The 19,102-nt window shown below is 63.8% G+C and carries 18 protein-coding genes and 1 riboswitch; of the genes, 1 reads left to right on the top strand and 17 read right to left on the bottom strand.

Annotation, left to right across the window (positions count from 1 at the left end; genetic code table 11):
• Positions 1-53 precede the first annotated feature (53 nt).
• From coaE to MRBLMS1_RS09635, 4 genes are all read right to left on the bottom strand, one after another.
• Positions 54-701, bottom strand: coding sequence for a dephospho-CoA kinase (gene coaE, locus MRBLMS1_RS09650; protein ID WP_485879189.1), 648 nt, complete (start codon positions 699-701; stop codon positions 54-56).
• A 33-nt stretch (positions 702-734) separates the two neighbouring features.
• Positions 735-1,604 carry a prepilin peptidase gene (locus tag MRBLMS1_RS09645; RefSeq protein ID WP_230519051.1) on the bottom strand — a complete coding sequence of 290 codons (870 nt, stop codon included), beginning with the start codon at positions 1,602-1,604 and terminating at the stop codon, positions 735-737.
• A 106-nt stretch (positions 1,605-1,710) separates the two neighbouring features.
• Positions 1,711-2,907, bottom strand: coding sequence for a type II secretion system F family protein (locus MRBLMS1_RS09640; RefSeq protein WP_485879188.1), 1,197 nt, complete (start codon positions 2,905-2,907; stop codon positions 1,711-1,713).
• A gap of 73 nt (positions 2,908-2,980) precedes the next feature.
• Positions 2,981-4,453, bottom strand: coding sequence for a DHA2 family efflux MFS transporter permease subunit (locus MRBLMS1_RS09635; protein ID WP_252867185.1), 1,473 nt, complete (start codon positions 4,451-4,453; stop codon positions 2,981-2,983).
• A 199-nt stretch (positions 4,454-4,652) separates the two neighbouring features.
• Between MRBLMS1_RS09635 and MRBLMS1_RS09630 the strand changes: the two genes are divergently transcribed.
• Positions 4,653-5,807 (top strand): hypothetical protein, encoded by a 1,155-nt coding sequence (locus MRBLMS1_RS09630; RefSeq protein ID WP_485879187.1) that lies wholly within the window; start codon positions 4,653-4,655, stop codon positions 5,805-5,807.
• 64 nt (positions 5,808-5,871) lie between these two features.
• Here the strand turns inward: MRBLMS1_RS09630 and MRBLMS1_RS09625 are convergent, their stop codons facing one another.
• The 13 genes from MRBLMS1_RS09625 to cobT all read right to left on the bottom strand — a co-directional run bounded on the left by MRBLMS1_RS09625 (position 5,872) and on the right by cobT (position 18,727).
• Positions 5,872-7,326 (bottom strand): cobyric acid synthase, encoded by a 1,455-nt coding sequence (locus MRBLMS1_RS09625; protein ID WP_485879186.1) that lies wholly within the window; start codon positions 7,324-7,326, stop codon positions 5,872-5,874.
• Positions 7,323-8,120 carry an ABC transporter substrate-binding protein gene (locus MRBLMS1_RS09620; RefSeq protein WP_485879185.1) on the bottom strand — a complete coding sequence of 266 codons (798 nt, stop codon included), beginning with the start codon at positions 8,118-8,120 and terminating at the stop codon, positions 7,323-7,325. The genes MRBLMS1_RS09625 and MRBLMS1_RS09620 overlap by 4 nt, the downstream gene beginning before the upstream one ends.
• The gene (locus MRBLMS1_RS09615; RefSeq protein ID WP_485879183.1) at positions 8,117-9,016 is read right to left on the bottom strand and encodes a cobalamin-binding protein; all 900 of its coding nucleotides are present in this window, start codon (positions 9,014-9,016) and stop codon (positions 8,117-8,119) included. The genes MRBLMS1_RS09620 and MRBLMS1_RS09615 overlap by 4 nt, the downstream gene beginning before the upstream one ends.
• A complete protein-coding gene (gene cobD, locus MRBLMS1_RS09610; RefSeq protein ID WP_485879181.1) occupies positions 9,013-9,999 on the bottom strand; it encodes a threonine-phosphate decarboxylase CobD in 987 nt (328 codons plus the stop codon). Before cobD ends, MRBLMS1_RS09615 begins: the two co-directional genes overlap by 4 nt.
• Positions 9,992-10,945, bottom strand: a complete 954-nt coding sequence (locus MRBLMS1_RS09605; RefSeq protein ID WP_485879180.1) for a CobD/CbiB family cobalamin biosynthesis protein — start codon at positions 10,943-10,945, stop codon at positions 9,992-9,994. Before MRBLMS1_RS09605 ends, cobD begins: the two co-directional genes overlap by 8 nt.
• Positions 10,939-11,505, bottom strand: a complete 567-nt coding sequence (gene cobU / locus MRBLMS1_RS09600) for a bifunctional adenosylcobinamide kinase/adenosylcobinamide-phosphate guanylyltransferase (protein WP_485879178.1) — start codon at positions 11,503-11,505, stop codon at positions 10,939-10,941. The genes MRBLMS1_RS09605 and cobU overlap by 7 nt, the downstream gene beginning before the upstream one ends.
• A 7-nt stretch (positions 11,506-11,512) precedes the next feature.
• Positions 11,513-12,145 carry a cob(I)yrinic acid a,c-diamide adenosyltransferase gene (gene cobO, locus MRBLMS1_RS09595; RefSeq protein ID WP_046683333.1) on the bottom strand — a complete coding sequence of 211 codons (633 nt, stop codon included), beginning with the start codon at positions 12,143-12,145 and terminating at the stop codon, positions 11,513-11,515.
• Positions 12,142-12,915 carry an ABC transporter ATP-binding protein gene (locus tag MRBLMS1_RS09590; RefSeq protein ID WP_485879177.1) on the bottom strand — a complete coding sequence of 258 codons (774 nt, stop codon included), beginning with the start codon at positions 12,913-12,915 and terminating at the stop codon, positions 12,142-12,144. The genes cobO and MRBLMS1_RS09590 overlap by 4 nt, the downstream gene beginning before the upstream one ends.
• A gap of 7 nt (positions 12,916-12,922) precedes the next feature.
• Positions 12,923-13,948, bottom strand: coding sequence for a FecCD family ABC transporter permease (locus MRBLMS1_RS09585; protein WP_139091649.1), 1,026 nt, complete (start codon positions 13,946-13,948; stop codon positions 12,923-12,925).
• Positions 13,949-14,037: 89 nt separating this feature from the next.
• Positions 14,038-15,900, bottom strand: coding sequence for a TonB-dependent receptor domain-containing protein (locus MRBLMS1_RS09580; RefSeq protein ID WP_485879175.1), 1,863 nt, complete (start codon positions 15,898-15,900; stop codon positions 14,038-14,040).
• A 129-nt stretch (positions 15,901-16,029) separates the two neighbouring features.
• A riboswitch (cobalamin riboswitch) is annotated at positions 16,030-16,270 on the bottom strand.
• A 44-nt stretch (positions 16,271-16,314) separates the two neighbouring features.
• A complete protein-coding gene (locus MRBLMS1_RS09575) occupies positions 16,315-16,869 on the bottom strand; it encodes a histidine phosphatase family protein (protein WP_485879173.1) in 555 nt (184 codons plus the stop codon).
• Positions 16,870-16,875: 6 nt separating this feature from the next.
• The gene (locus MRBLMS1_RS09570) at positions 16,876-17,682 is read right to left on the bottom strand and encodes an adenosylcobinamide-GDP ribazoletransferase (RefSeq protein WP_485879171.1); all 807 of its coding nucleotides are present in this window, start codon (positions 17,680-17,682) and stop codon (positions 16,876-16,878) included.
• Between the two features lie 4 nt (positions 17,683-17,686).
• Entirely contained in the window at positions 17,687-18,727 is a 1,041-nt protein-coding gene (gene cobT / locus MRBLMS1_RS09565) for a nicotinate-nucleotide--dimethylbenzimidazole phosphoribosyltransferase (RefSeq protein ID WP_485879169.1), read from the bottom strand.
• Between the last annotated feature and the right edge of the window lie 375 nt (positions 18,728-19,102).

The following is a 19,102-nucleotide window of genomic DNA, read 5'->3' as shown; positions in this document are numbered from 1 at the left end:
CTTAAGTAAGGACCTGCAAACAATCCCGTGATTTTGAACCAAGCGTCGACAAATTACAAACGTTGCGGGGCCATTCCAGCCATTCTTTTTGAAAATGCCAGATATAAATCGTGCAACTGGGCAATCTGCGGTTCTAAAGACGCCAAATCGCCATTGTTGTCGATCACATCGTCCGCCGCCGCCAGGCGCATGGCGCGCGTGGCCTGCGTGGCCATGATGGCTTTGACTTGTTCTTCCGATAAGCCATTGCGCGCCATCACGCGCGATACTTGCAGGCTTTCCAGGCAATCGATGACCAGTACCCGGTTGACCCGCTCCACCCAGCCGCCGGACTCGACCAACAGGGGTACGGCAAAGATCACGTAGCTGCCCGTGGCTGCTTCTGCCGCCGCCAGGGTGGCCTGGCGGATGCGCGGATGCAGGATGGCTTCCAGTTTCGCCTTGGCGGCAGCGTCGGAAAACACGAGCTTGCGCATTTTGCTGCGGTCGAGGGCGCCGCGCGCATCGGTGTAGCCGGCGCCAAATTCCGCCACCAGGGCCGGCATGGCGGCGCCATTGGGCGCCGTCAGGCTGTGGGCGATGTGGTCGGTGTCGACGATGGAGGCGCCGCGCGCGGCGAACATGTCGGCCACCGTGCTCTTGCCGCAACCGATGCCGCCGGTGAGGCCGACGCTGAAATAAGGGGCGTTTTGTCGTTGCATGTATTTATCCATAGGGGCGCAGTGCTGCGCAGGTCAGCCGGTCAGGCCCAGTGTAAGCCGCGACAGGGGCGCGCCGTACAGCAGCGCGATCAGGCCCGCCGCCGCCAGGTAGGGGCCGAACGGGATCGGTTTGTCGCGCCCGCGCTTGGCAAACACGATCAGGCCGATGCCGACCACGGCGCCCACCAGCGACGACAACAAGATGATCGTCGGCAGCATGGTCCAGCCCAGCCACGCACCGAGCGCCGCCAGCAATTTGAAGTCACCATAGCCCATTCCCTCCTTGCCTGTCGCCAGCTTGAAGGCCCAGTACACGGCCCACAAGGCCAGGTAGCCGGCGGCCGCGCCGATGACGGCCTCTTGCAGGGGCACGAAAGTGCCGTTGATATTGACCAGCAAGCCGGCCCACAGCAGGGGGAAGGTGAGGTCGTCGGGCAGCATTTGCGTATCGGCATCGATGAAGGTCATGGCGATCAGCAAATACGCAAACAGGAGCGTGGCCAGGCCCGTCCAGCCGCTGCCGAAGTGCCAGATCAACAGGGCCGACAGCGCGCCCGTCAGCAGCTCGACGAGCGGATAGCGCACGGAGATCGGCGCCTTGCAGGCGCTGCACTTGCCACGCAGCAGCAGGTAGCTGATGACGGGGATGTTTTCCATGGCCGTGATGCGGTGGCCGCAGGCGGTGCAGTTCGAATGCGGCAGCATCAGGTTGTAGCGGTCCGTGTGCGGCAAGGGCAAGCCGCTTTCTTCCGCCACGTAATTATCGGAGTCGCGCTGCATCATTTTCGGCACGCGGTGGATCACCACGTTGAGGAAGCTGCCGACGATCAGGCCGAACAGGGCGGCGACGAGGGCGACGGGCAGGTTGCCGGGCGCGGCGAACAGCAGGGTATCTTGCAGCATGGTGGAGTTGTCTGAGGTGATGATGTTGCCGCGCAAACATTGCCTGGCACTGCCGCAGTGTAAAACATCTGCCGGTGCATGGGGATGTTTTGCGCAGGACGAACGGTCAAATCACGGCCCCGAGCTTGAAAATCGGCAAATACAGGGCGATCACGAGGGAACCGACGAGTACGCCCAGCACCACCATCAGCGCCGGTTCCAGCAGGGCCGAGAGCGTGGTCACGGTGACGTCGATCTCGGCCTCGATGATGTCGGCCGCGCGCGACAGCATGGCGTCGAGGGCGCCCGATTCCTCGCCGATCAGGGCCAGTTGCGTGAGCAGCGGGGGAAACACGGCGCTGTGTTCCATGGCCAGGGCCAGGCTGCCGCCGGCGCGGATTTCACGCTCGATGCGCGTTGTCGCTTCCTGGTACAGCGCGTGGCCGGAGGCGGCGCCCACCAGGCCGAGCGAGTCGAGCAGCGGCACACCAGCGGCGAACATGGCGGCCAGGGTGCGTGTCCAGCGGGCGATCGCCGCCTTGCGCAGAAGCGGGCCGAACACGGGCAGGCGCAGCGCCCGCAGTTGTGTGTTGCGCCGCAAGGCGGGCCAGCGGCGCCAGGCCAGGTGCAGCAGCACGCAAGCGAACACGAGCGCCGCCAGCAAGGCCAGCCAGTAATGGACGAGGAAGGCGGACACGCCCATGACGACGAGGGTGGGCAGCGGCAAGGGCGCGCCGAAGCTGTCGAAGACCTGGCGGAACGCTGGCACGACCATGCTCATGATGATGGCCGTGACGACGAGGGCGACGAGCACGATGACCAGCGGATACATCAGCGCCCCGCGCACCTGCCGCCGCAGGGCGATGGCTTTTTCCTGGTGCGTGGCCAGGCGCGCCAGCAATTCCTGCACGATGCCCGCCTGTTCGCCCGCCGCCAGCAGGTTGCAATACAGTTCGTCAAACAGCAGGGGGAACTGGCGGAATGCCTGCTGCAGGCTGCTGCCCGCTTCGATGTCGTGGCGCAAGTCGTGCATCAACTCCGTGACGGCGGGTTTGGCATGCCCCTTGCCGGCGATGTCAAAGGCGTGCAGCAGCGGCACGCCTGCCGCCATCATGGTCGACAACTGGCGCGTGAACAGGGCGATATCCTTGCGCGTGATGGCCTTGCCGGGCGCGGCGCGCGGGGCTTTTACCTTGCTGGCAAGGATGCCCTGGCGTCTGAGCGCGGCCTTGGCCGTGGTGGCGTCGGCCGCGCGCAAGATGCCATCGACCGCCTTGCCATGGCGGTCCGTGCCCTTCCACGCAAAGCGCCGCTCGGCCGCCATGTGCACCTCCTGCCGTCACGGTAGCAGCGCCGGGCCAAAGCGCCAGCGGCGCTGGCGGCAAGCTTGATGTGGCTCAGCCTTTCCTGGTTTGCACTTCCGTCTGCACAACGGCCTGGGCTTTCACGTCGGCCGCATCTTCCTCGTCGCTGTCCGTGCCCTTGCTGATGCTTTCGCCATCGTCGCGGCGCAAGGTCCAGAACGTCAGCGAGGACAGCACCGTCAGGGCGGCCAGGGTCAGGAAGGCGTGGTGCAGCGCCGTGCTGAGCATGGCGCGGTCCGACTGCGGCATGTCGCCCAGGTACCAGCCCGTGATCAGCGAACCGAAGGCGAGGCCAAAGCTCATCGACAATTGCTGCATCGAGCTGGCGATGGTGCTGGCCATGCTGGAATCGGCCTTGTCGACGTCGGCATACGCGATGGTATTCATGCTGGAAAACTGCAGCGAATTGAAAAAGCCCATGCACAGGCTGATGGCAACGATCACGTACAGGGGTGTGCCCACACTTACCTGCGAAAACATGGCGATAGTGACGCCGATCAGCACCGTGTTGACGATCAGCACCTGGCGGTAGCCGAAGCGGGCCAGCACGCGCGCGGAAATGAATTTCATGCCCATGGCGGCCGCGGCCGACGGCATCATCAGCAAGCCCGATTGCCACGCGGGCAAGCCCAGGCCCAGCTGGTACAGCAGCGGCAACAGGAAGGGCAGGCCGCCCACGCCCAGGCGCGTGACGAAGCCGCCCACCACGGAGACGCGGAAGGTGCGGATCTTGAACAGGGTCAGGCGCAGCAGCGGATGCAGCACTTCGCTCGAATGCCAGGCATACGCGGCCAGCAGGCTGATGGAAATGAACAGCAGCACGGCAAACGAGGTGCCGTCAATGCGGTGTTCGCCGAAGATTTCCAGCAGCCACGACAGCAGCGCGATACCCGTGCCGAACAGCACCAGGCCGATCAGATCCAGCGGTCGGGGCTTGTCGCCATAGTAATCGGGCATGTAGCGGTGCGCCAGGTACAAGGCCACCAGGCCGACAGGCACGTTGACGAAGAAAATCTCGCGCCACGACAGCCAGTGCACGATCAGCCCGCCCACCGTGGGCCCCAGCAGGGGGCCGATCAGGGCGGGGATGATGACGAAATTCATGGCCGCCAGCAATTGCGACTTGGGAAAGGTGCGGATGATGGTGAGCCTTCCCACCGGCATCATCATGGCCGCGCCCACCCCTTGCAGCAGGCGCGCGGCCACCAGCATGGGGGCATTCACGGACAGGCCGCACAGGATGGAAGCGATGGTAAAGATGGCAACGGCGGCGGAAAACACGCGCCGCGTGCCGAAGCGGTCGGCCATCCAGCCGCTGATGGGAATGCACACGGCCAGGCTCAGGATGTAGCTGGTGACGACGGCCTTCAGGCTCAGCGGCGTCACGTTCAGGCTGGCGGCCATGGCGGGGATGGCGGTGTTGACGATGGTGGAGTCGAGTTGCTCCATGAACAGGGCGGTGGCGACCACCCAGGGAAGGTAGCTTTTAATCGGGGAACTGGTCATGGATGCGAGCCTGAGGAGGAAAAACGGAGCCGACAGTACGACGAATTGTCACATAAATGGCGCAGGCGTGCCGCCCACGCCGTTCATTTTGGCAACTTGCCGGGGGCAGAGTCCATGGAACATTTGTTCCATGGCAATAGATTGCGGGCACGGCTAGCATGTGTTTTCCGGCCTCTTCTTTCCCCGAAAGTCACACCACATGAAAAATGCACTTACCTTCCTTGTCCTGGGCGCGGCCCTGTCCGCATGCGGTGGCGGCAGCGATGGCGGCACGCCGGCAGCACCGGTCACGCCGCCCATCGTGGTGACGCCGCCCGTCGTTTCCGCCGACAGCGTGGCCGTGGCGTCAGCCGCCGTGGCCAAGGAGGCTGGCCTGGCCGTCATCGCCGGCGCCAGCGCCGATGAAAGCGTGTATGACGTGGCGGCCGACATCGGCGATACGTGGCGCATCACGTTCGACAGCGTGAAGAAAACCTACGCCATCCGCGTCTTGTCGACGCAGTTCGGCCTGGTCGACCGCAGCGGCACGTTCAGCGCTGTCACCACCGGCCATCTCACCACCTACACGGCAACGGATTTCAGCGTCACCGTTGACGCGCGCACGCGCCTGCTGACGGGGACCGTGAAACTGGGCAACATGCATTCCAACGTCAGCGGCAGCGGCTATGCCGTCACGGACGTGGCCAAGCTGGCCGGCAACTATATCTTTCTGGGCGCCATGCGCAATGCTTCGAATGGCGGCGACCGTTTCAATCCGAAAGGCAGCCTCAAGGTGGCGGCCGATGGCAGCGCGCAACTGTGCAATGGCGGCGTGTTCAATGCGCAAGGCGTGTGCTCCGCGGTAGCGCCGCAACTGGAAGCGGAAAACGCCAGCCTGACTTTGGTTCGTGACGCGGCGCGTGGTCTGATCATCGCCCGCCAGGGTGACCAGGACTTCGGCATCGTGCACGCGCACGCAGGGGACCGGGGGCTGGCGCTGTTCATCGACCGCTACAGCCGCAATCAGCAGAACGTGCTGCGCGTGGGCACCATCGTGGCCGCCAAGCAGCAAAAGATCGGCACCGAAATCGCCGGCAGCTACGCCTGCGCGGCGCCGGGCATCAGTGCGAAGATCGTGGTGGCCGGCAGCACCGCCACCATCACCAACAATACCGCCGGCAAGACGCATGCGGAAACCATCACCATCAACAAGCTGGGCCTGGGCGCGCAGGCCGTCGATTTCGATGGCATCGCCGTATTCAAGGACCCGGCCGACGTGCAGGCGGATTACTCGATGTTCATGCCGGTGTCGTCGAGCATGGCGGTCGAATTTTCGACCGACCGCTCGTATATGGGCACGTGCCTGAAAAATTGAGGTGCCGCCACGTGCCTGTGTGAGTTGGTCGGGTTAGCCGGTACGGCGTAACCCGACACCACTATCAGCGTGGCAACCGTTCCAGCGCATCCATCAATGGCATCGCCGCGTCGGCGATGCGATCCAGGCTGGCCTCGCGCAGGGCGGCGGTATCCACCGTGTGGCCGGAGTCCAGCCCGGCCCAGCGCAGCAGCGCCGAACACGCGGCGGGTGTGTCGAACATGCCGTGCAAATAGCTGCCGAGGATTTGCCCGTCGCCCGACACGGCGCCTTCCGGGCGTCCATCGATGACAAAGGCTGGCTGCGCCAGCGCCGCGCCATGCGAGACGCCCATGTGGATTTCATAGCCTGCCACGGACGCATCGGCCGCGCCGGCAAACGCGCAGTGGCCGCTCACCTGTTCCAGACGTTTTGCGCTTGTCAGCTCCGTCACCATGTCGAGCAAGCCCAGTGCCTTGGACTCTCCCGCCGCGCCTTCCACGCCCAGCGGATCGCGCACGCTTTGTCCCAGCATCTGGAAGCCGCCGCAAATACCGAGCACTTTGCCGCCATAGCGCAGGTGTTTTGCCAGGTAGGTGGGCCAGCCTTGCTGTTGCAGCCAGGCCAGGTCGCCGCGCGTGTTTTTACTGCCAGGCAGGATCACCAGGTCAGCCGCTGGAATCGGTTGCCCCTGCTGGATGAATTGCAGGTCGATATCGGGGTGGGCGCGCAGCGCGTCGAAGTCCGTGTGGTTGCTGATGCGCGGCAGTTGCGGCACCACTACCTTGAAGGCGCCGCGTTCGGCCTGCATCGCTTCGACGGCGTCTTCCGCGTCGAGGAACAGGCCTTGCAGATAGGGCAGCACGGCCAGCACGGGTTTGCCCGTCTGCTGCTCCAGCCACTCGATGCCCGGTTGCAGCAGCGAGATGTCGCCGCGGAAGCGGTTGATGACGAAGCCGAGGATGCGTGCCCGTTCGCTGTCGGACAAGCACGCCAGAGTGCCGATGATGTGCGCGAAGACGCCGCCACGGTCGATGTCGGCCACCAGAATCACGGGGCAGTCGACGGCTTCGGCAAAGCCCATGTTGGCGATGTCGCGCGCGCGCAGGTTGACTTCGGCGGGGCTGCCCGCGCCTTCGACGACGACGGCGTCGTACTGCTGGCGCAAGCGCGCGTACGATTCCAGCACGGCGCCCATGGCGATGGTTTTATATTGCTGGTAGTCGCGGGCATCCATCTCGGCGCGCACCTTGCCGTGGATGATCACTTGCGCGCCCGTGTTCGACGACGGTTTCAAGAGCACCGGATTCATGTCCGTGTGCGGCGCGATACCGCAAGCCAGCGCCTGCAAGGCTTGCGCGCGGCCGATCTCGCCGCCGTCGCTCGTCACGGCGCTATTCAAGGCCATGTTTTGCGGCTTGAACGGCGCTACCGTCACGCCACGGCGCTTTAACAATCGGCACAGGGCCGCGACGACGGTGCTCTTGCCCGCGTCCGATGTCGTGCCTTGCACCATCAGGGCGGGGAAGGGGCTCTTCATGTTTGCTGCTCCTGCCATTGCGCGATGATGTCGCTGATCTGGCGCAGCCCTTCGGTAATCGCCGCCGGACCGGGTGACAGGATGTCGGGCGACTTGATCTCGAACAGCATGTCATTGCGTACGGCGGGAATCGCCTCCCAGCCCGGGCGTGCCGCCAGTTGCGCCGGCTGGAACTTCTTGCCGCACCAGCTGGCGAGGATGATGTCGGGCGCGCGTGCGACTACCGTCAAAGGATCGGCGATGATGCGTTCCTTCGCGCCCGGCTGCAGGGACAATTCAGGGAAGGCATCCGTGCCGCCGGCGATCTCGATCAGTTCCGCCGCCCAGCCGATGCCGCTCATCAGGGGATCGTTCCATTCTTCAAAGTAAATCACAGGCTTACGCGTCCAGGCGGCGGCGCGGGCCCGGGCGGTGGCGATGTCCGCGCGCAGGCTGGCGATCAATGCGTTTCCCGCTGCCTCGCGCTGCACCAGCGCGGCCAGCACGGCGATCATGCGCCGGATGCCGTCCACCGTGCGCTGGTTGAACTGGTGCACTTCGATGCCGGCCTTGACCAGGTCGCGGCAGATATCGGCCTGCATGTCGCAAAAACCGATCACGAGATCGGGTTTCACTGCCAGGATGCGCTCCAGGTTCGTGGACGAAAAGCCGCTGATCTTGGTCTTTTCCTCACGCGCGCGGGGAGGCCGCACGGTAAAGCCGGAAATGCCTGCGATCGTGTCTTCGGCGCCCAGCGCGTACAGCGTCTCCACGGCTTCCGTCGACAAACAGGCGATGCGCTGGTAGTGACTCATTGAGCAGCCTTGGTGCGGCGCTGGCGCGCCATTTCCAGCTGTTCGCACATGGCGGCCGTGCCTTCGATCATGCGCGGGCCGGCGCGGTTCAGCAGGTCGCCATTCAGGCGGAACAGATTATTTTTGCGCACGGCCGTCATCGACGGGAAGGCGCGCCACATGGCCAGGCCGCCTTCGCTGCGCGGATCGCTTTTTTCGCTGGTGCCGAAAATGACTTCCGGGTCTTCCTGCAGCACGCCTTCGGGCGTGACGACGGGCGCCACCACCTTCATTGCGGCGAACACATTCTGGCCGCCGCATACGCGCATGGAATCGCTGATGATGCTCGCGCCGCTCAGGGTATACAAAGGTTTGTCCCACACCTGGTAAAACACGCGCACGGGCGGTCGCTGCGCATACTGGGTCGTCAAGCCAGCCAGTTTGGCGCGCAACTGGGCGGCGGCCGGTTTGGCGGTCTTTTCCGTGCCCATCAACTGGCCCAGGCGCTCCATGCTGTCGGGGATATCGGCCAGCTTGCGCGGTTCGCTGTGATAGATCGGCACCTTCAGCTGGCGCAGCATGGCGATCTGGCGCTCGGCGCTGCCATGCATCCACACGACGATCAGGTCCGGCTTCATGGCGATGATGCGCTCCATGTCGTACTGGCGATTGTCGCCCACCTGCGGCAGTTTCTTGGCCGCTTCCGGATAGTCGCTGTAGCTGACGACGCCGGCGATCTTCTCGCCGCCACCAGCGGCGAACAGCAGTTCCGTCACGTGCGGCGCCAGCGCCAGGATGCGCTGCGCGGGCTTTTCCACGGTGACGGTATTGCCGTCATCGTCGCGCACGGTGATGGCGGCATGCGTTTGCAACGAGACCAGTCCGGCCAGCAGTAGTGCGGTTTTCAAGTGGTTCATATGTGCTTCCATGCGGTGAGAGCCTGCTGCAGGCGCAGCCAGGCGTGTTCGTCGGGGGGCAGACCCAGGCGGATGCCGTGGGCGGCGTGGCGGAACAGGCGCACCCAGATGCCCGATTCCGCCATGTGGAGCCAGAACGCTTCGGCGCGATCTTCCGGCCACCACTGAAACAGCGCCGTGCCGCTGCTGGCGATGCCGTACGCGGCCAACAGCTGGCGCAAGCGGTCGCCTTCGCCGCGCAGGCGTTCGCGCATCGCGTCCTGCCAGTGCGTATCGGTAAGCGCGGCCAGTGCCACCTGCTGCGCCGGGCCGCTGACGGCCCATGGGCCCAGCATGTCGGCCAGCTGTGCCAGCAGTGCGGGATGGGCAGCGACAAAGCCCAGGCGCAGTCCCGCCAGGCCAAAGAATTTGCCGATGGAGCGCAGCACGACCAGGCCCGGCTGGCCCGAGTGCGGACCGAGACTGGCATGGGCTTCCGTGTCGCCAAACGCTTCATCGACCACCAGCCAGCCGCCGCGCGCGGCCAGCCGGGTGGCCCATGCCAGCAGCAGTGCGGGGGCGATGCGTTCGCCCGTGGGATTGTTCGGATTGCAGACGACCAGCACGTCGCAGCTGTCCACCGCATCGGCCAGCTGCGCATACGGCACTTGCCACAATTGATGGCCGTGCTGGCCCCAGTGGTGCGCGTGTTCCGCATACGAGGGCGCGGCCACCACCACGCGCGATGGCGCGCGCAGTCGTGGCAGGGCCTGAATGGCGGCCTGCGTGCCCGCCACGGGCAGCATGGCTGGCGCGTCGTAGTAGCTGCAGGCGGCTGCGGCCAACGCGGGATCGGCCTCCGGCAGCCGGTGCCAAGCGTTGGCGTCGGGTGCAGGCGCTGCATACCAGTGCGGGTTGATGCCGGTCGACAGGTCGATCCAGTCGGCCAGCGGTCTGCCATATTCGCGCGCGGCGTCGCGCAGGTTGCCGCCATGTTCAAGCAAGGTATTTCCCCTTCAGGTAGAACAGGCCCGCCAGCAGCGCCATCCAGATCAACCACAGGATGGCCGTTTCCGCCACCAGGCGCCAGGCGCGGTCGATATCGCGTGCTTCGGCCGGGCGGCCGGCACCCAGCGGCGGGCGGCGTTCCAGTTCACCGTCGTAGATGGCGTCGCCGCCCAAGGCCAGGCCCAGGGCGCCGGCGCCGCTGGCCATCACGGGACCCGCATTCGGGCTGCCCCAGTTGGGGGCCTGGCTGCGCCAGCAGTGCCAAGCGCGCTGTTTGTCGGCCATGGTTTTACCCAGCAAGACATACGACAGGGCCGTCAGACGCGCCGGAAGATAGTTCAGAATATCGTCGATGCGCGCGGCGCAGCAGCCGAACCAGTCGTAGCGCTCGTTCCGATACCCCCACATGGCGTCGAGCGTATTGGCCAGCCTGAAGAGCACGGCGCCGGGGCCGCCCGCCACGGCAAACCAGAGCAGGGTGCCGAAGACGGCGTCGTTACCGTTTTCCAGCAGGGATTCCGTGCTGGCCTTGGCCAGGCTGGCCGCGTCGGCATCGGCCGTGTCGCGGCTGACGATGCGCGCCGTCAGCAGGCGCGCGTTGTCCAGGTCATCGATGGCCAGGGCATCGGCGATCGGTTGATTGTGATCGCGCAGGCTGCGCAAGCCCAGGCAAAGATAGAGCAGGAAGACGTGGAGCGCCGCACCGGCCAGACCGCACAGCCAGTAGGCGGCATAGCTGATGGGCAGCACGGCCAGCGACCACGCCAGCGCGCCGCGCAGCAAACGCCCGCGGCCCCGGTTCAGGAAGTGTTCCAGTGCGCTGGCGATGCGCCCAAAACCGACCAGCGGATGCCAGCGGCGCGTTTCTCCCAGCAGCATGTCGAGCAGCACGCCGGCCGTCATCAAGGCGGCCAGCATGGGCAGCGACAGGCCGCTCAGCATGGGCCGCCTTTCAGGTACAGGGGCAAGCCGGCGGCGACAAAGACGGCTTTGTCGCACACGGCCGCCACGGCCTGGTTCAAGCGGCCCGCTTCATCGGTGAAGCAGCGCGAGATGGCGCCGTAGGGCACGATGCCCATGCCTACTTCGTTCGAGACGAGAACGAGGTCGCAATCGGTATCGCCAATTTCGGCCAGCGCGTACAGCAGGTGCGCGCGCTCGCTGTGGAACAGCTCCGGCAGGGCGATGTCGCCCACGTCCGGGTACGTCTCGCCGCTGGAAAACATCAGATTCGTCAGCCACAGCGTCAGGCAGTCGACCAGCAGCAGGCGGCCGGGCCGTGCTTCCCGCAGGATGGCGTCGCCCAGGCGCAGCGGTTCTTCCATGGTTACCCACTCGGCCGGGCGCTGCGCACGGTGATGCGCGATGCGCGTGGCCATTTCCCCATCGCCCGCCTGCGCGGTGGCGATGTAGAGTACTTCCCTGCCGGACTCGCGGGCCAGCTTTTCCGCATGGGCGCTCTTGCCGGAACGGGCGCCGCCGAAGACCAGGGTGCGCGTCATGGCGCTGTTACCACTCGGTGCCGATTTGTGCGCCGATGCCGGCCGCATACGCATGCTTGACGACGGCCATTTCGGTGACGGTGTCGGCGATCGCGATCAGTTCGTCCGGCGCGCCGCGGCCCGTGATGACCACGTGCTGCATGGCCGGGCGTTCCAGCAGGTCGGCGATGACTTTATGCACGTCGAGGTAGTTGTACTTGAGGGCGATATTGAGCTCATCGAACAGCACCAGGCCGTAGCTTGGATCGGCCAGGAAGGTCTTCGCCTGCTCCCATGCCAGTTCCGCTTTTTCGATGTCGCGTTCGCGGTTTTGCGTTTCCCAGGTATAGCCTTCGCCCATCGCATGAAAACTGATTTCGTCGGGGAAGCGGCGCAGGAATTTTTCTTCGCCCGTCGACATGGCGCCTTTGATGAACTGCACCACGCCCACTTTCATGCCGTGGCCCATGGCGCGGATGGCCATGCCGAAGCCGCTCGAACTCTTGCCCTTGCCATTGCCCGTGTTGACGATGATGATGCCGATTTCCTTGTCGGCCTTGGCGATGGCCGCGTCGATGATCGCCTTCTTGCGTTCCATGCGCACACGGTGGCGCTCGTTGATGGCGGCGGTGTCCGCGTCTGCGGGTTTGTTATCGCTCATTGTTGATCCTCTTTTGGTATGAATATCTTGCGTTTGCCGTGATCGATGATCTCGATCGGGTGGCCCAGGTAGTCGCTCAGGATGGATGCCTGCATCACGTCGGTCACGGGGCCGGCCAGCCAGCCGCCATCGCCCATCAGCAGCAGCGCATGGGTCGAGACGCTGTGCGCCAGGTTCAGGTCATGCCCTACCATGACCACGGTTTTATTCTGTTCGCGGCACAGTCTGGCCAGCAGGCCCATGACGCTGACCTGGTGCGCCAGGTCCAGCGCGTTGGCCGGTTCATCGAGCAGCAGCAAGGGCGTATCCTGCGCCAGCATGGCGGCGATCGCCACGCGCTGGCGTTCGCCGCCAGACAGGCTGCGCACGTCGCGCTCGGCCAGGTGCTCGACTTCCATCGACGCCAGCGCCGCCAGGGCGATGCGCTGGTCGTCGCTGCCTTCCCAATAGTGATTGTCGTGATACGGGTGGCGCGCCGACAGCACCGTTTCGATGACGCGGTACGAGAACGCGTCGTGGCGCGCCTGCGCCAGGAAAGCCCGTTCGCGCGCCAGCTCTTCCAATGGCCAGTCGATCAGGGCGCGGCCCTGTATCGTCACGTGGCCCGCATCCGGTTCGCGCAAGCCGGCCAGGGTGCGCAGCAAGGTGCTCTTGCCTGCGCCATTGCGGCCGATCACGCTCCAGCATTCGCCATCCTTGATTTGCCATATGAGGTTTTCCACGAGGGAGCGTGTGCCCGCCTTCAGGCCGAGTTGGTAGGTGCGTATCATGCTCGTTTCATCCCCTGCGCAAGCGGTGCAATTGGTACAGGAAGACGGGCGCGCCTATCATGGCCGTGACCACGCCGACGGGCAACTGCAATGGCGCCAGCACGGTGCGCGCCAAGGTGTCGGCCAGTACGAGGAAAGTGCCGCCAGCCAGCGCGGCGGCCGGTATCAGCAGGCGGTGATCGGGGCCGCAGGCAAAACGCAGCGCATGCGGCACGATCAGGCCGACGAAGCCCACGCTGCCGGCGCTGGTGACGGCGCTGGCCGTGAGCAGGCCGGAACAGAAGAACAGGCCCTTGCGCAGCGCGCCCACGCGCACGCCCAGCGTGCTGGCCGCTTCCGCATGCAGCGCCATGACGTTCAGCGAACGCGCGCAGCGCAAGGCGAAGACCAGGGCGCCGGCCAGGACCAGCCACGGCATCAGCCGCGCCGGCGCGCCGGACAGGTCTCCGATCATCCAGAACACCATGCTGCGCAAGCGGCTTTCCGGGGCGATGGACAGCATCAGGGTGACGATGGCCATGCAGGCCGAGGCCAGGATCACGCCCGTCAGCAGCAAAAGCGAGGCGCCGCCTTCGGCCGCCGTGCCGCCGCGCAGGTCGCGCCGGGCAAAGAAGTACAGCAGCATGGAGACGCCGACGGCGCCGGCAAAGGCGGCCGCGTCGACCACCCACAGCGCGCACATGAACAGCAGCGCGGCCAGCGCACCGACAGAGGCGCCGGCGGAAATGCCCAGCACATATGGATCCGCCAGGGGATTGCGCAGCAACGCCTGCATCATCAGACCGGCCAGCGACAGCGCCGCGCCGGTGACAAAGGCGGTCAGCGCGCGGCCCAGGCGCAGGTCGAGCAAGGTGGCGGCGAGAGTGTCGGTCTTGCCCTGTACGACATGGAGCAGGGCGGAAGGCAGGTCGGCGAGCGGAATGGCGATCGAACCGATCATGCCGGAGAAAATCAGGCTGGCAATCGCGCACACGATCAGCACCGTGAGGATCACGGTGGCGCGGTGGCGCATATTGCGGAAAAATGGGTGCATGTACTGCCTTAAAAACGGGGACTGCAGAACTGCATCTGCGGGCAATGACAGCAATGCCATCGCCCGCAGCTTACATCATTACTACGTGCTTATTTCATGCCGTAGCGCACACCGACGAAGAGGTTCGAGCGTGGCGTCGCATAGAAACGGCTCAGTTCATAGTCTTTGTTGGTGATGTTGTTCCAGCGTGCCAGCACCGACCAGTCGCGTGAGAACTGGTAGGTGGTGTACAGATTCAGCAAGCCATAGCCACCGAGGGTGGTTGTGTTGGCGGGATCTGCAAAACGTTTGCCCGACAACTGCCATTCCGTACCGGCGGTCAAGGGACCGGTCGTGTAATCGACGGCGAAATTGGCGTGTTTTTTCGCGCGGAGTGTCAGTTGCTTGTCGAGCGATTCATTGCGTGGATCTTGCAGGTCGATGTTGCCACTGACGTTGAAGGCACCGAATTTATGCGCGCCAGCCAGCGTCAGGCCTTCGAGCAGGCCTTTGTCGATATTCATGCTGCAGCCATAGCCTGGTTTCCAGCCAATTACCGGGCAAGCGTATACATAGTTGATCATATCGGTAATCTTGTTATGGTAGTAGATCGCGCTCAGTTGCGTCTGGCCATCGTTGTATTGCAAGCCAACTTCAGCATTGCGACCTTTTTCCGGCTTGTTCGTGGGGATGCCGGAACCAGGGTAGTACAGATCGTTGAAGGTCGGTGCGCGGAAGCTGGTGCCATAGCTGGCGCTGGCGCGCAAAGCGTTGCTGAAACGGTAGCCATAGGCGACGCTGCCCGTGTTGTGCGTCCCGTACACCGAACTGTCGTCGCGACGGCCGCTGATGCTGGCCAGGTGAGCGCCGCGCACCAGGTTGTACGATGCCGCGAAAGACTTTGTATTGCGTCCGCCGGACAGGCCTTCGGCGGAGCTTACGACGTCTTCGTCACGGTATTCACCCAGCAGTTGCAGGGTATCACGGCCGATGAGAATATCGTTTTGCCAGCTGATGTCGCTTTGCTTGGTGTCGAACTGGCTTCTGCCGAAGGCGCCAGTGGCGGAAACCGAGGTCAGTTTGTCTTTCGATTCTGCGTAGCGCAACTCGCTGGTCCAGTTCGGCAAAAACTGGTTCTTCGTGAAGACCGAAATGCTTTCCTGCTTATTGTAGTTGCGCGCGTCGAAGTTCAAGCCCGCATCGAATTGTGCATCCAGTTTGCTGTTCAGGAAAACCAGGCCGACATCATGTCCCTTGGCCATCTGATAGCCAAACTGGCCGCTGACGCTTTCTTTGTCGTAGCCGTCTTTATCGCCGTTATAGGAAAAATTACCAGGTTTGGTGGCGGAATAGCCATCCGATTTTTCCTTGCCCGCAGTCAGCGCGTAGCTGAAACTGTTGTTGCCACCGGTAGAGCCGGCAACGCTGGCTTCCACCTGGCGGGTGTTGTCGCGGCCGTAGCCGGCGAAGGCGGAAAAGCGCGTCGCGCCGTCGCCTTTCTTGGTAAAGATCTGGATCACGCCGCCGACGGCATCGGCGCCATACATGGTGCTCAGTGGACCGTAGACGATTTCAACGTGGTCGATGCTCGACAGAGGCAGGGCGCTCCAGTTGGCGGTGCCCGATGTGGAGGAGCCAATACGCACGCCATCGACCAGCACGATATTCTGGTTGCCGTTCGCGCCACGAATGAATACGCTCGAACTGGTGCCTGGGCCGCCATTGCGATTGACTTCGATGCCGCGCTGCTTTTGCAGCAGGTCGACCAGTGTGCCGGCGCCCGAACGCGCGATGTCTTCCGAACTGATGGTCTGCGTATCGCTCAATACTTCGCTCAGGTGCTGCGGGTAGCGGTTGGCGGTGACGACGACAGGATCGAAGGTGTCTGGTGTGGCTTGGGCGAAAGCGGCAGGCGCGGCAATGGCTAGCGCGAGCGACGTGAGCGCCGCGTGGCGGGAAACAGCATGGGTCATGATAATTTTCAGTAAGTAATATGCAACCAGCCGACGTCCCCGTAGGCCAGATTGAACAGAAGTGGGAACTGAAGATGGCGATCGAAGATGGACACAGGGGCCATTCGGATCGCGAACATCCCCGTTCGCACACTTCCACCTGTCCTGGCCGGTATCCGGGCTGGCAAGTGCGGCTATCCCACCTTCCCATGCTCGATGATTGCAAGCACAGTGGTTGTCAGAGATAGCTTGTCGCCCGCATCCTGTTGGAGGGGCGACACTTGCTTACCGTTGCGGGGGCAGCACACGTTCGCCGCGAGTGCGGCATCGTGTTTCCCGTTTAACTGCGCTCATGGACATGAACGCGGGCACCAAAACCCCGCCATTATACGTGCAGTGGGCGTGGACTGAAATGGCTGGCTGGGCGCTTCGATATCAGAAATCGACGACGACCATCGCACCGTAGGCGATTTTATGGGCGGAACGGGCGGCCAGCAGGGCCGTTTCCTCCAATGGCAGCCGGGCTTGCAATGCCGACAGCAGGCGGATGGTGCCCGCATGGCAGATGATGACCACCGTTTCGTGTTGTTCGCGCAACAGATCGCCTAAAAACGCATCGACGCGGGCGGCCATCGCCAGCACATTCTCGCCCCCGCCGGGCTGGTACCAGGCCAGGTCGGCCGCCCAGGCATCGATGTCCGCGCGCGCAATCGCGTGCCAGGGCTGCATTTCCCATGCGCCGAAATCCATTTCCGCCAGCCGCGCATCAAGGTGCAGGGCGCTGGAGGGCAAGTCTTGCGCCAAGGCTGTCGCCAGGCCGGCGCAGCGGCGCAACGGACTCGCGTAGAGCGGCACACCGGCTGGCAGCGTTGCTTGCAACCTGGCGCGCACTGTAGCCATTTCATGCGGCGCCACCGCCACGTCGCTGCGGCCATAGCAGGTGCCGCTGGTCACCTGCGGCGTGGGGTGGCGAACGAGGATCAGGCGCATGCTTGTTCAGTAGAAGCGCAATGGAGGTTGAAAACTCGACAGGATGGCAAGATAAATCGCCACTTCCGCCACCTGCTGCACGGCGCCCAGGCAGTCGCCCGTATAGCCTTGCAGGCGGCGCTGGCATTTGCGGCCCAGCCAGAATGCGGCCGCTGCCGCCGCCACGATGGCAAAGACCAGCGTGGCCCAGTCAAATATTCCCAGCAGGCCGCAGGCGATGGCGGGTAGCAGGCCGCAGACGGCGGCGATGATGAATTCTCCCGTAGTCATCTGCTGCGCCATCGGCTTGGCCTTGCCTTCATCGCGCGCATAATCCATGGCCCAGATCAGCGAGACGGCGGCCAGGCGCGAAAGCGGATGGGCGATGAATAATGTCGCCACCACCGTGGCAGGCGGCAGCGATGCGAGCGCCGCGCATTTGATGGCCAGCAGGCACAGGATGCCGATGGCGCCATACGCGCCGATGCGCGAATCCTTCATGATTTCCAGCACCCGTTCGCGCGTCAGGCCGCCGCCGAAACCGTCGCACATGTCGGCGAAGCCGTCTTCATGAAAGGCGCCCGTCAGGTAGATGCCGGCGGCGACGGCCAGTAGCACGGCCACGGCCGAAGGCAGAAGCCAGCTGGCCAGCAGATACACGGCGCCACTGATGGACGCCACCACCACGCCGACCAATGGAAAGTAGCGCGAAGCGTGCTGCAGCCAGGCCGGTTCGAAACCCACCCAGCGAGGGATGGGCAGGCGCGTGAAGAACTGCAGCGCAATAAAGAACAGGCGGCACTGGTGGATGGCGGCGGAAACGGGATAGACCATGGTCTTAGTCTGGCGTGGACTTTTCGCTGACCTGGGCCGAGGCAAACGTCGCCATCTCGCGCATGAAATTGACGGCCGCGTGCAGCAGCGGCAAGGCCAGCGCCGAACCCGTGCCTTCGCCGAGGCGCAAATCGAGGTGCAGTAGCGGACGCGCTCCCAGGCTTTCCAGCAGCTGGCGGTGGCCATTTTCATCGGAGCAGTGCGAAAACACGCAGTAATCGAGAATGGCCGGCTGCAAACGGGCCGCCACCAGCAAAGCGCTGCTGACGATGAAGCCGTCGATCAGCAGAATCATGCGCCGTTCGGCCGCCTTGAGCATGGCGCCGGCCATCATGGCGATCTCGAAGCCGCCAAAGGTGGCCAGCACGTCGAGCGGCTCGGTGACTGCCGCATGATGGACGACAGCCGCCTCGATCACCTGTTGCTTGTGCAATATCCCTTCCTTCGACAGGCCGGTGCCGGCGCCCACGCAGTCGGCGATGAGTGTGCCGGTCAGCTTGTGCATCAGTGCGGCGGCGGCCGTGGTGTTGCCGATGCCCATTTCGCCAAAGCCCAGCACATTGCCGTCCAGTGTGGCGACCAGGTCCATTCCCGCCTGCATGGCGGCCAGGCATTGCTGCTCGCTCATGGCGGGCTCTTTGGCAAAGTTGCGGGTGCCTGGGCCTTGCTTGCGGTCGAGCAAACCGTCGCGTGGGCCGAAATCGTGGTTCACGCCAGCGTCTACTATATAGAGGGCGCAATCGCTCTGGCGCGCGAAGACATTGATGGCGGCGCCGTTGCCGAGGAAGTTCTCCACCATTTGCCACGTCACGCTTTGCGGATAGGCGGAAATGCCTTCGGCGACGACGCCATGGTCGGCCGCGAAAACGATGATGGCGGGCTGGCGCAATGCCAGTTGCGTGCTTTGCTGGATCAGGCCGATCTGGCGGGCCAGGGTTTCCAGCATGCCGAGACTGCCCAGCGGTTTGGTCTTGCTATTGATGGCGTGTTCGAGGGCGCTGGCCAGTGTTGCATTGGCGGTCGGTGAAATGTGTGGGATAGGCATGGGAATCAGGGTGGATGAGGCAGGGAATTGTCGGTGCTACGATATCACACAGCAATATTTGCCCAGCTGCAAATTAGTGCTTGCGAGGCGCACGGGGCAGGGCTATAATTCGCCCCCTCGCTGAACGACGCATGCAAATGCTGAATGAGACGAGAAAAAAGAAGGTTGACGAAATGCTGCAAACGCTTCATACTCTTCCTTCTTCGCAGCTGACAAACACAACGCTTTGTCGATAGCGCGAGAGTGGCAAATAAGCAGTACCGAATACAGTTCTTTAACAATTAACAGTCGATAAGTGTGGGCATTTGATGTAGTGCAGCGATGATCTTCGGATTGTCGTAATACTTAAAATATCAAATGTTCACAAGAAATAAT

This window comes from Massilia sp. LMS1-1-1.1 (assembly GCF_040815535.1).
Taxonomy (GTDB): Bacteria; Pseudomonadota; Gammaproteobacteria; order Burkholderiales; family Burkholderiaceae_D; genus Janthinobacterium; species Janthinobacterium aestuarii.
The sequence above is the reverse complement of the archived record's forward strand: the minus strand, read 5'-3'. Positions and strand labels throughout refer to the sequence as shown.

Coding starts and splice junctions, on each gene's coding strand:
- coaE (WP_485879189.1), bottom strand. CDS start 701: ATGCAACGACAAAACGCCCCTTATTTCAGCGTCGGCCTCACCGGCGGC.
- MRBLMS1_RS09645 (WP_230519051.1), bottom strand. CDS start 1,604: ATGCTGCAAGATACCCTGCTGTTCGCCGCGCCCGGCAACCTGCCCGTC.
- MRBLMS1_RS09640 (WP_485879188.1), bottom strand. CDS start 2,907: ATGGCGGCCGAGCGGCGCTTTGCGTGGAAGGGCACGGACCGCCATGGC.
- MRBLMS1_RS09635 (WP_252867185.1), bottom strand. CDS start 4,453: ATGACCAGTTCCCCGATTAAAAGCTACCTTCCCTGGGTGGTCGCCACC.
- MRBLMS1_RS09630 (WP_485879187.1), top strand. CDS start 4,653: ATGAAAAATGCACTTACCTTCCTTGTCCTGGGCGCGGCCCTGTCCGCA.
- MRBLMS1_RS09625 (WP_485879186.1), bottom strand. CDS start 7,326: ATGAAGAGCCCCTTCCCCGCCCTGATGGTGCAAGGCACGACATCGGAC.
- MRBLMS1_RS09620 (WP_485879185.1), bottom strand. CDS start 8,120: ATGAGTCACTACCAGCGCATCGCCTGTTTGTCGACGGAAGCCGTGGAG.
- MRBLMS1_RS09615 (WP_485879183.1), bottom strand. CDS start 9,016: ATGAACCACTTGAAAACCGCACTACTGCTGGCCGGACTGGTCTCGTTG.
- MRBLMS1_RS09605 (WP_485879180.1), bottom strand. CDS start 10,945: ATGCTGAGCGGCCTGTCGCTGCCCATGCTGGCCGCCTTGATGACGGCC.
- cobU (WP_485879178.1), bottom strand. CDS start 11,505: ATGACGCGCACCCTGGTCTTCGGCGGCGCCCGTTCCGGCAAGAGCGCC.
- cobO (WP_046683333.1), bottom strand. CDS start 12,145: ATGAGCGATAACAAACCCGCAGACGCGGACACCGCCGCCATCAACGAG.
- MRBLMS1_RS09590 (WP_485879177.1), bottom strand. CDS start 12,915: ATGATACGCACCTACCAACTCGGCCTGAAGGCGGGCACACGCTCCCTC.
- MRBLMS1_RS09585 (WP_139091649.1), bottom strand. CDS start 13,948: ATGCACCCATTTTTCCGCAATATGCGCCACCGCGCCACCGTGATCCTC.
- MRBLMS1_RS09580 (WP_485879175.1), bottom strand. CDS start 15,900: ATGACCCATGCTGTTTCCCGCCACGCGGCGCTCACGTCGCTCGCGCTA.
- MRBLMS1_RS09575 (WP_485879173.1), bottom strand. CDS start 16,869: ATGCGCCTGATCCTCGTTCGCCACCCCACGCCGCAGGTGACCAGCGGC.
- MRBLMS1_RS09570 (WP_485879171.1), bottom strand. CDS start 17,682: ATGGTCTATCCCGTTTCCGCCGCCATCCACCAGTGCCGCCTGTTCTTT.
- cobT (WP_485879169.1), bottom strand. CDS start 18,727: ATGCCTATCCCACACATTTCACCGACCGCCAATGCAACACTGGCCAGC.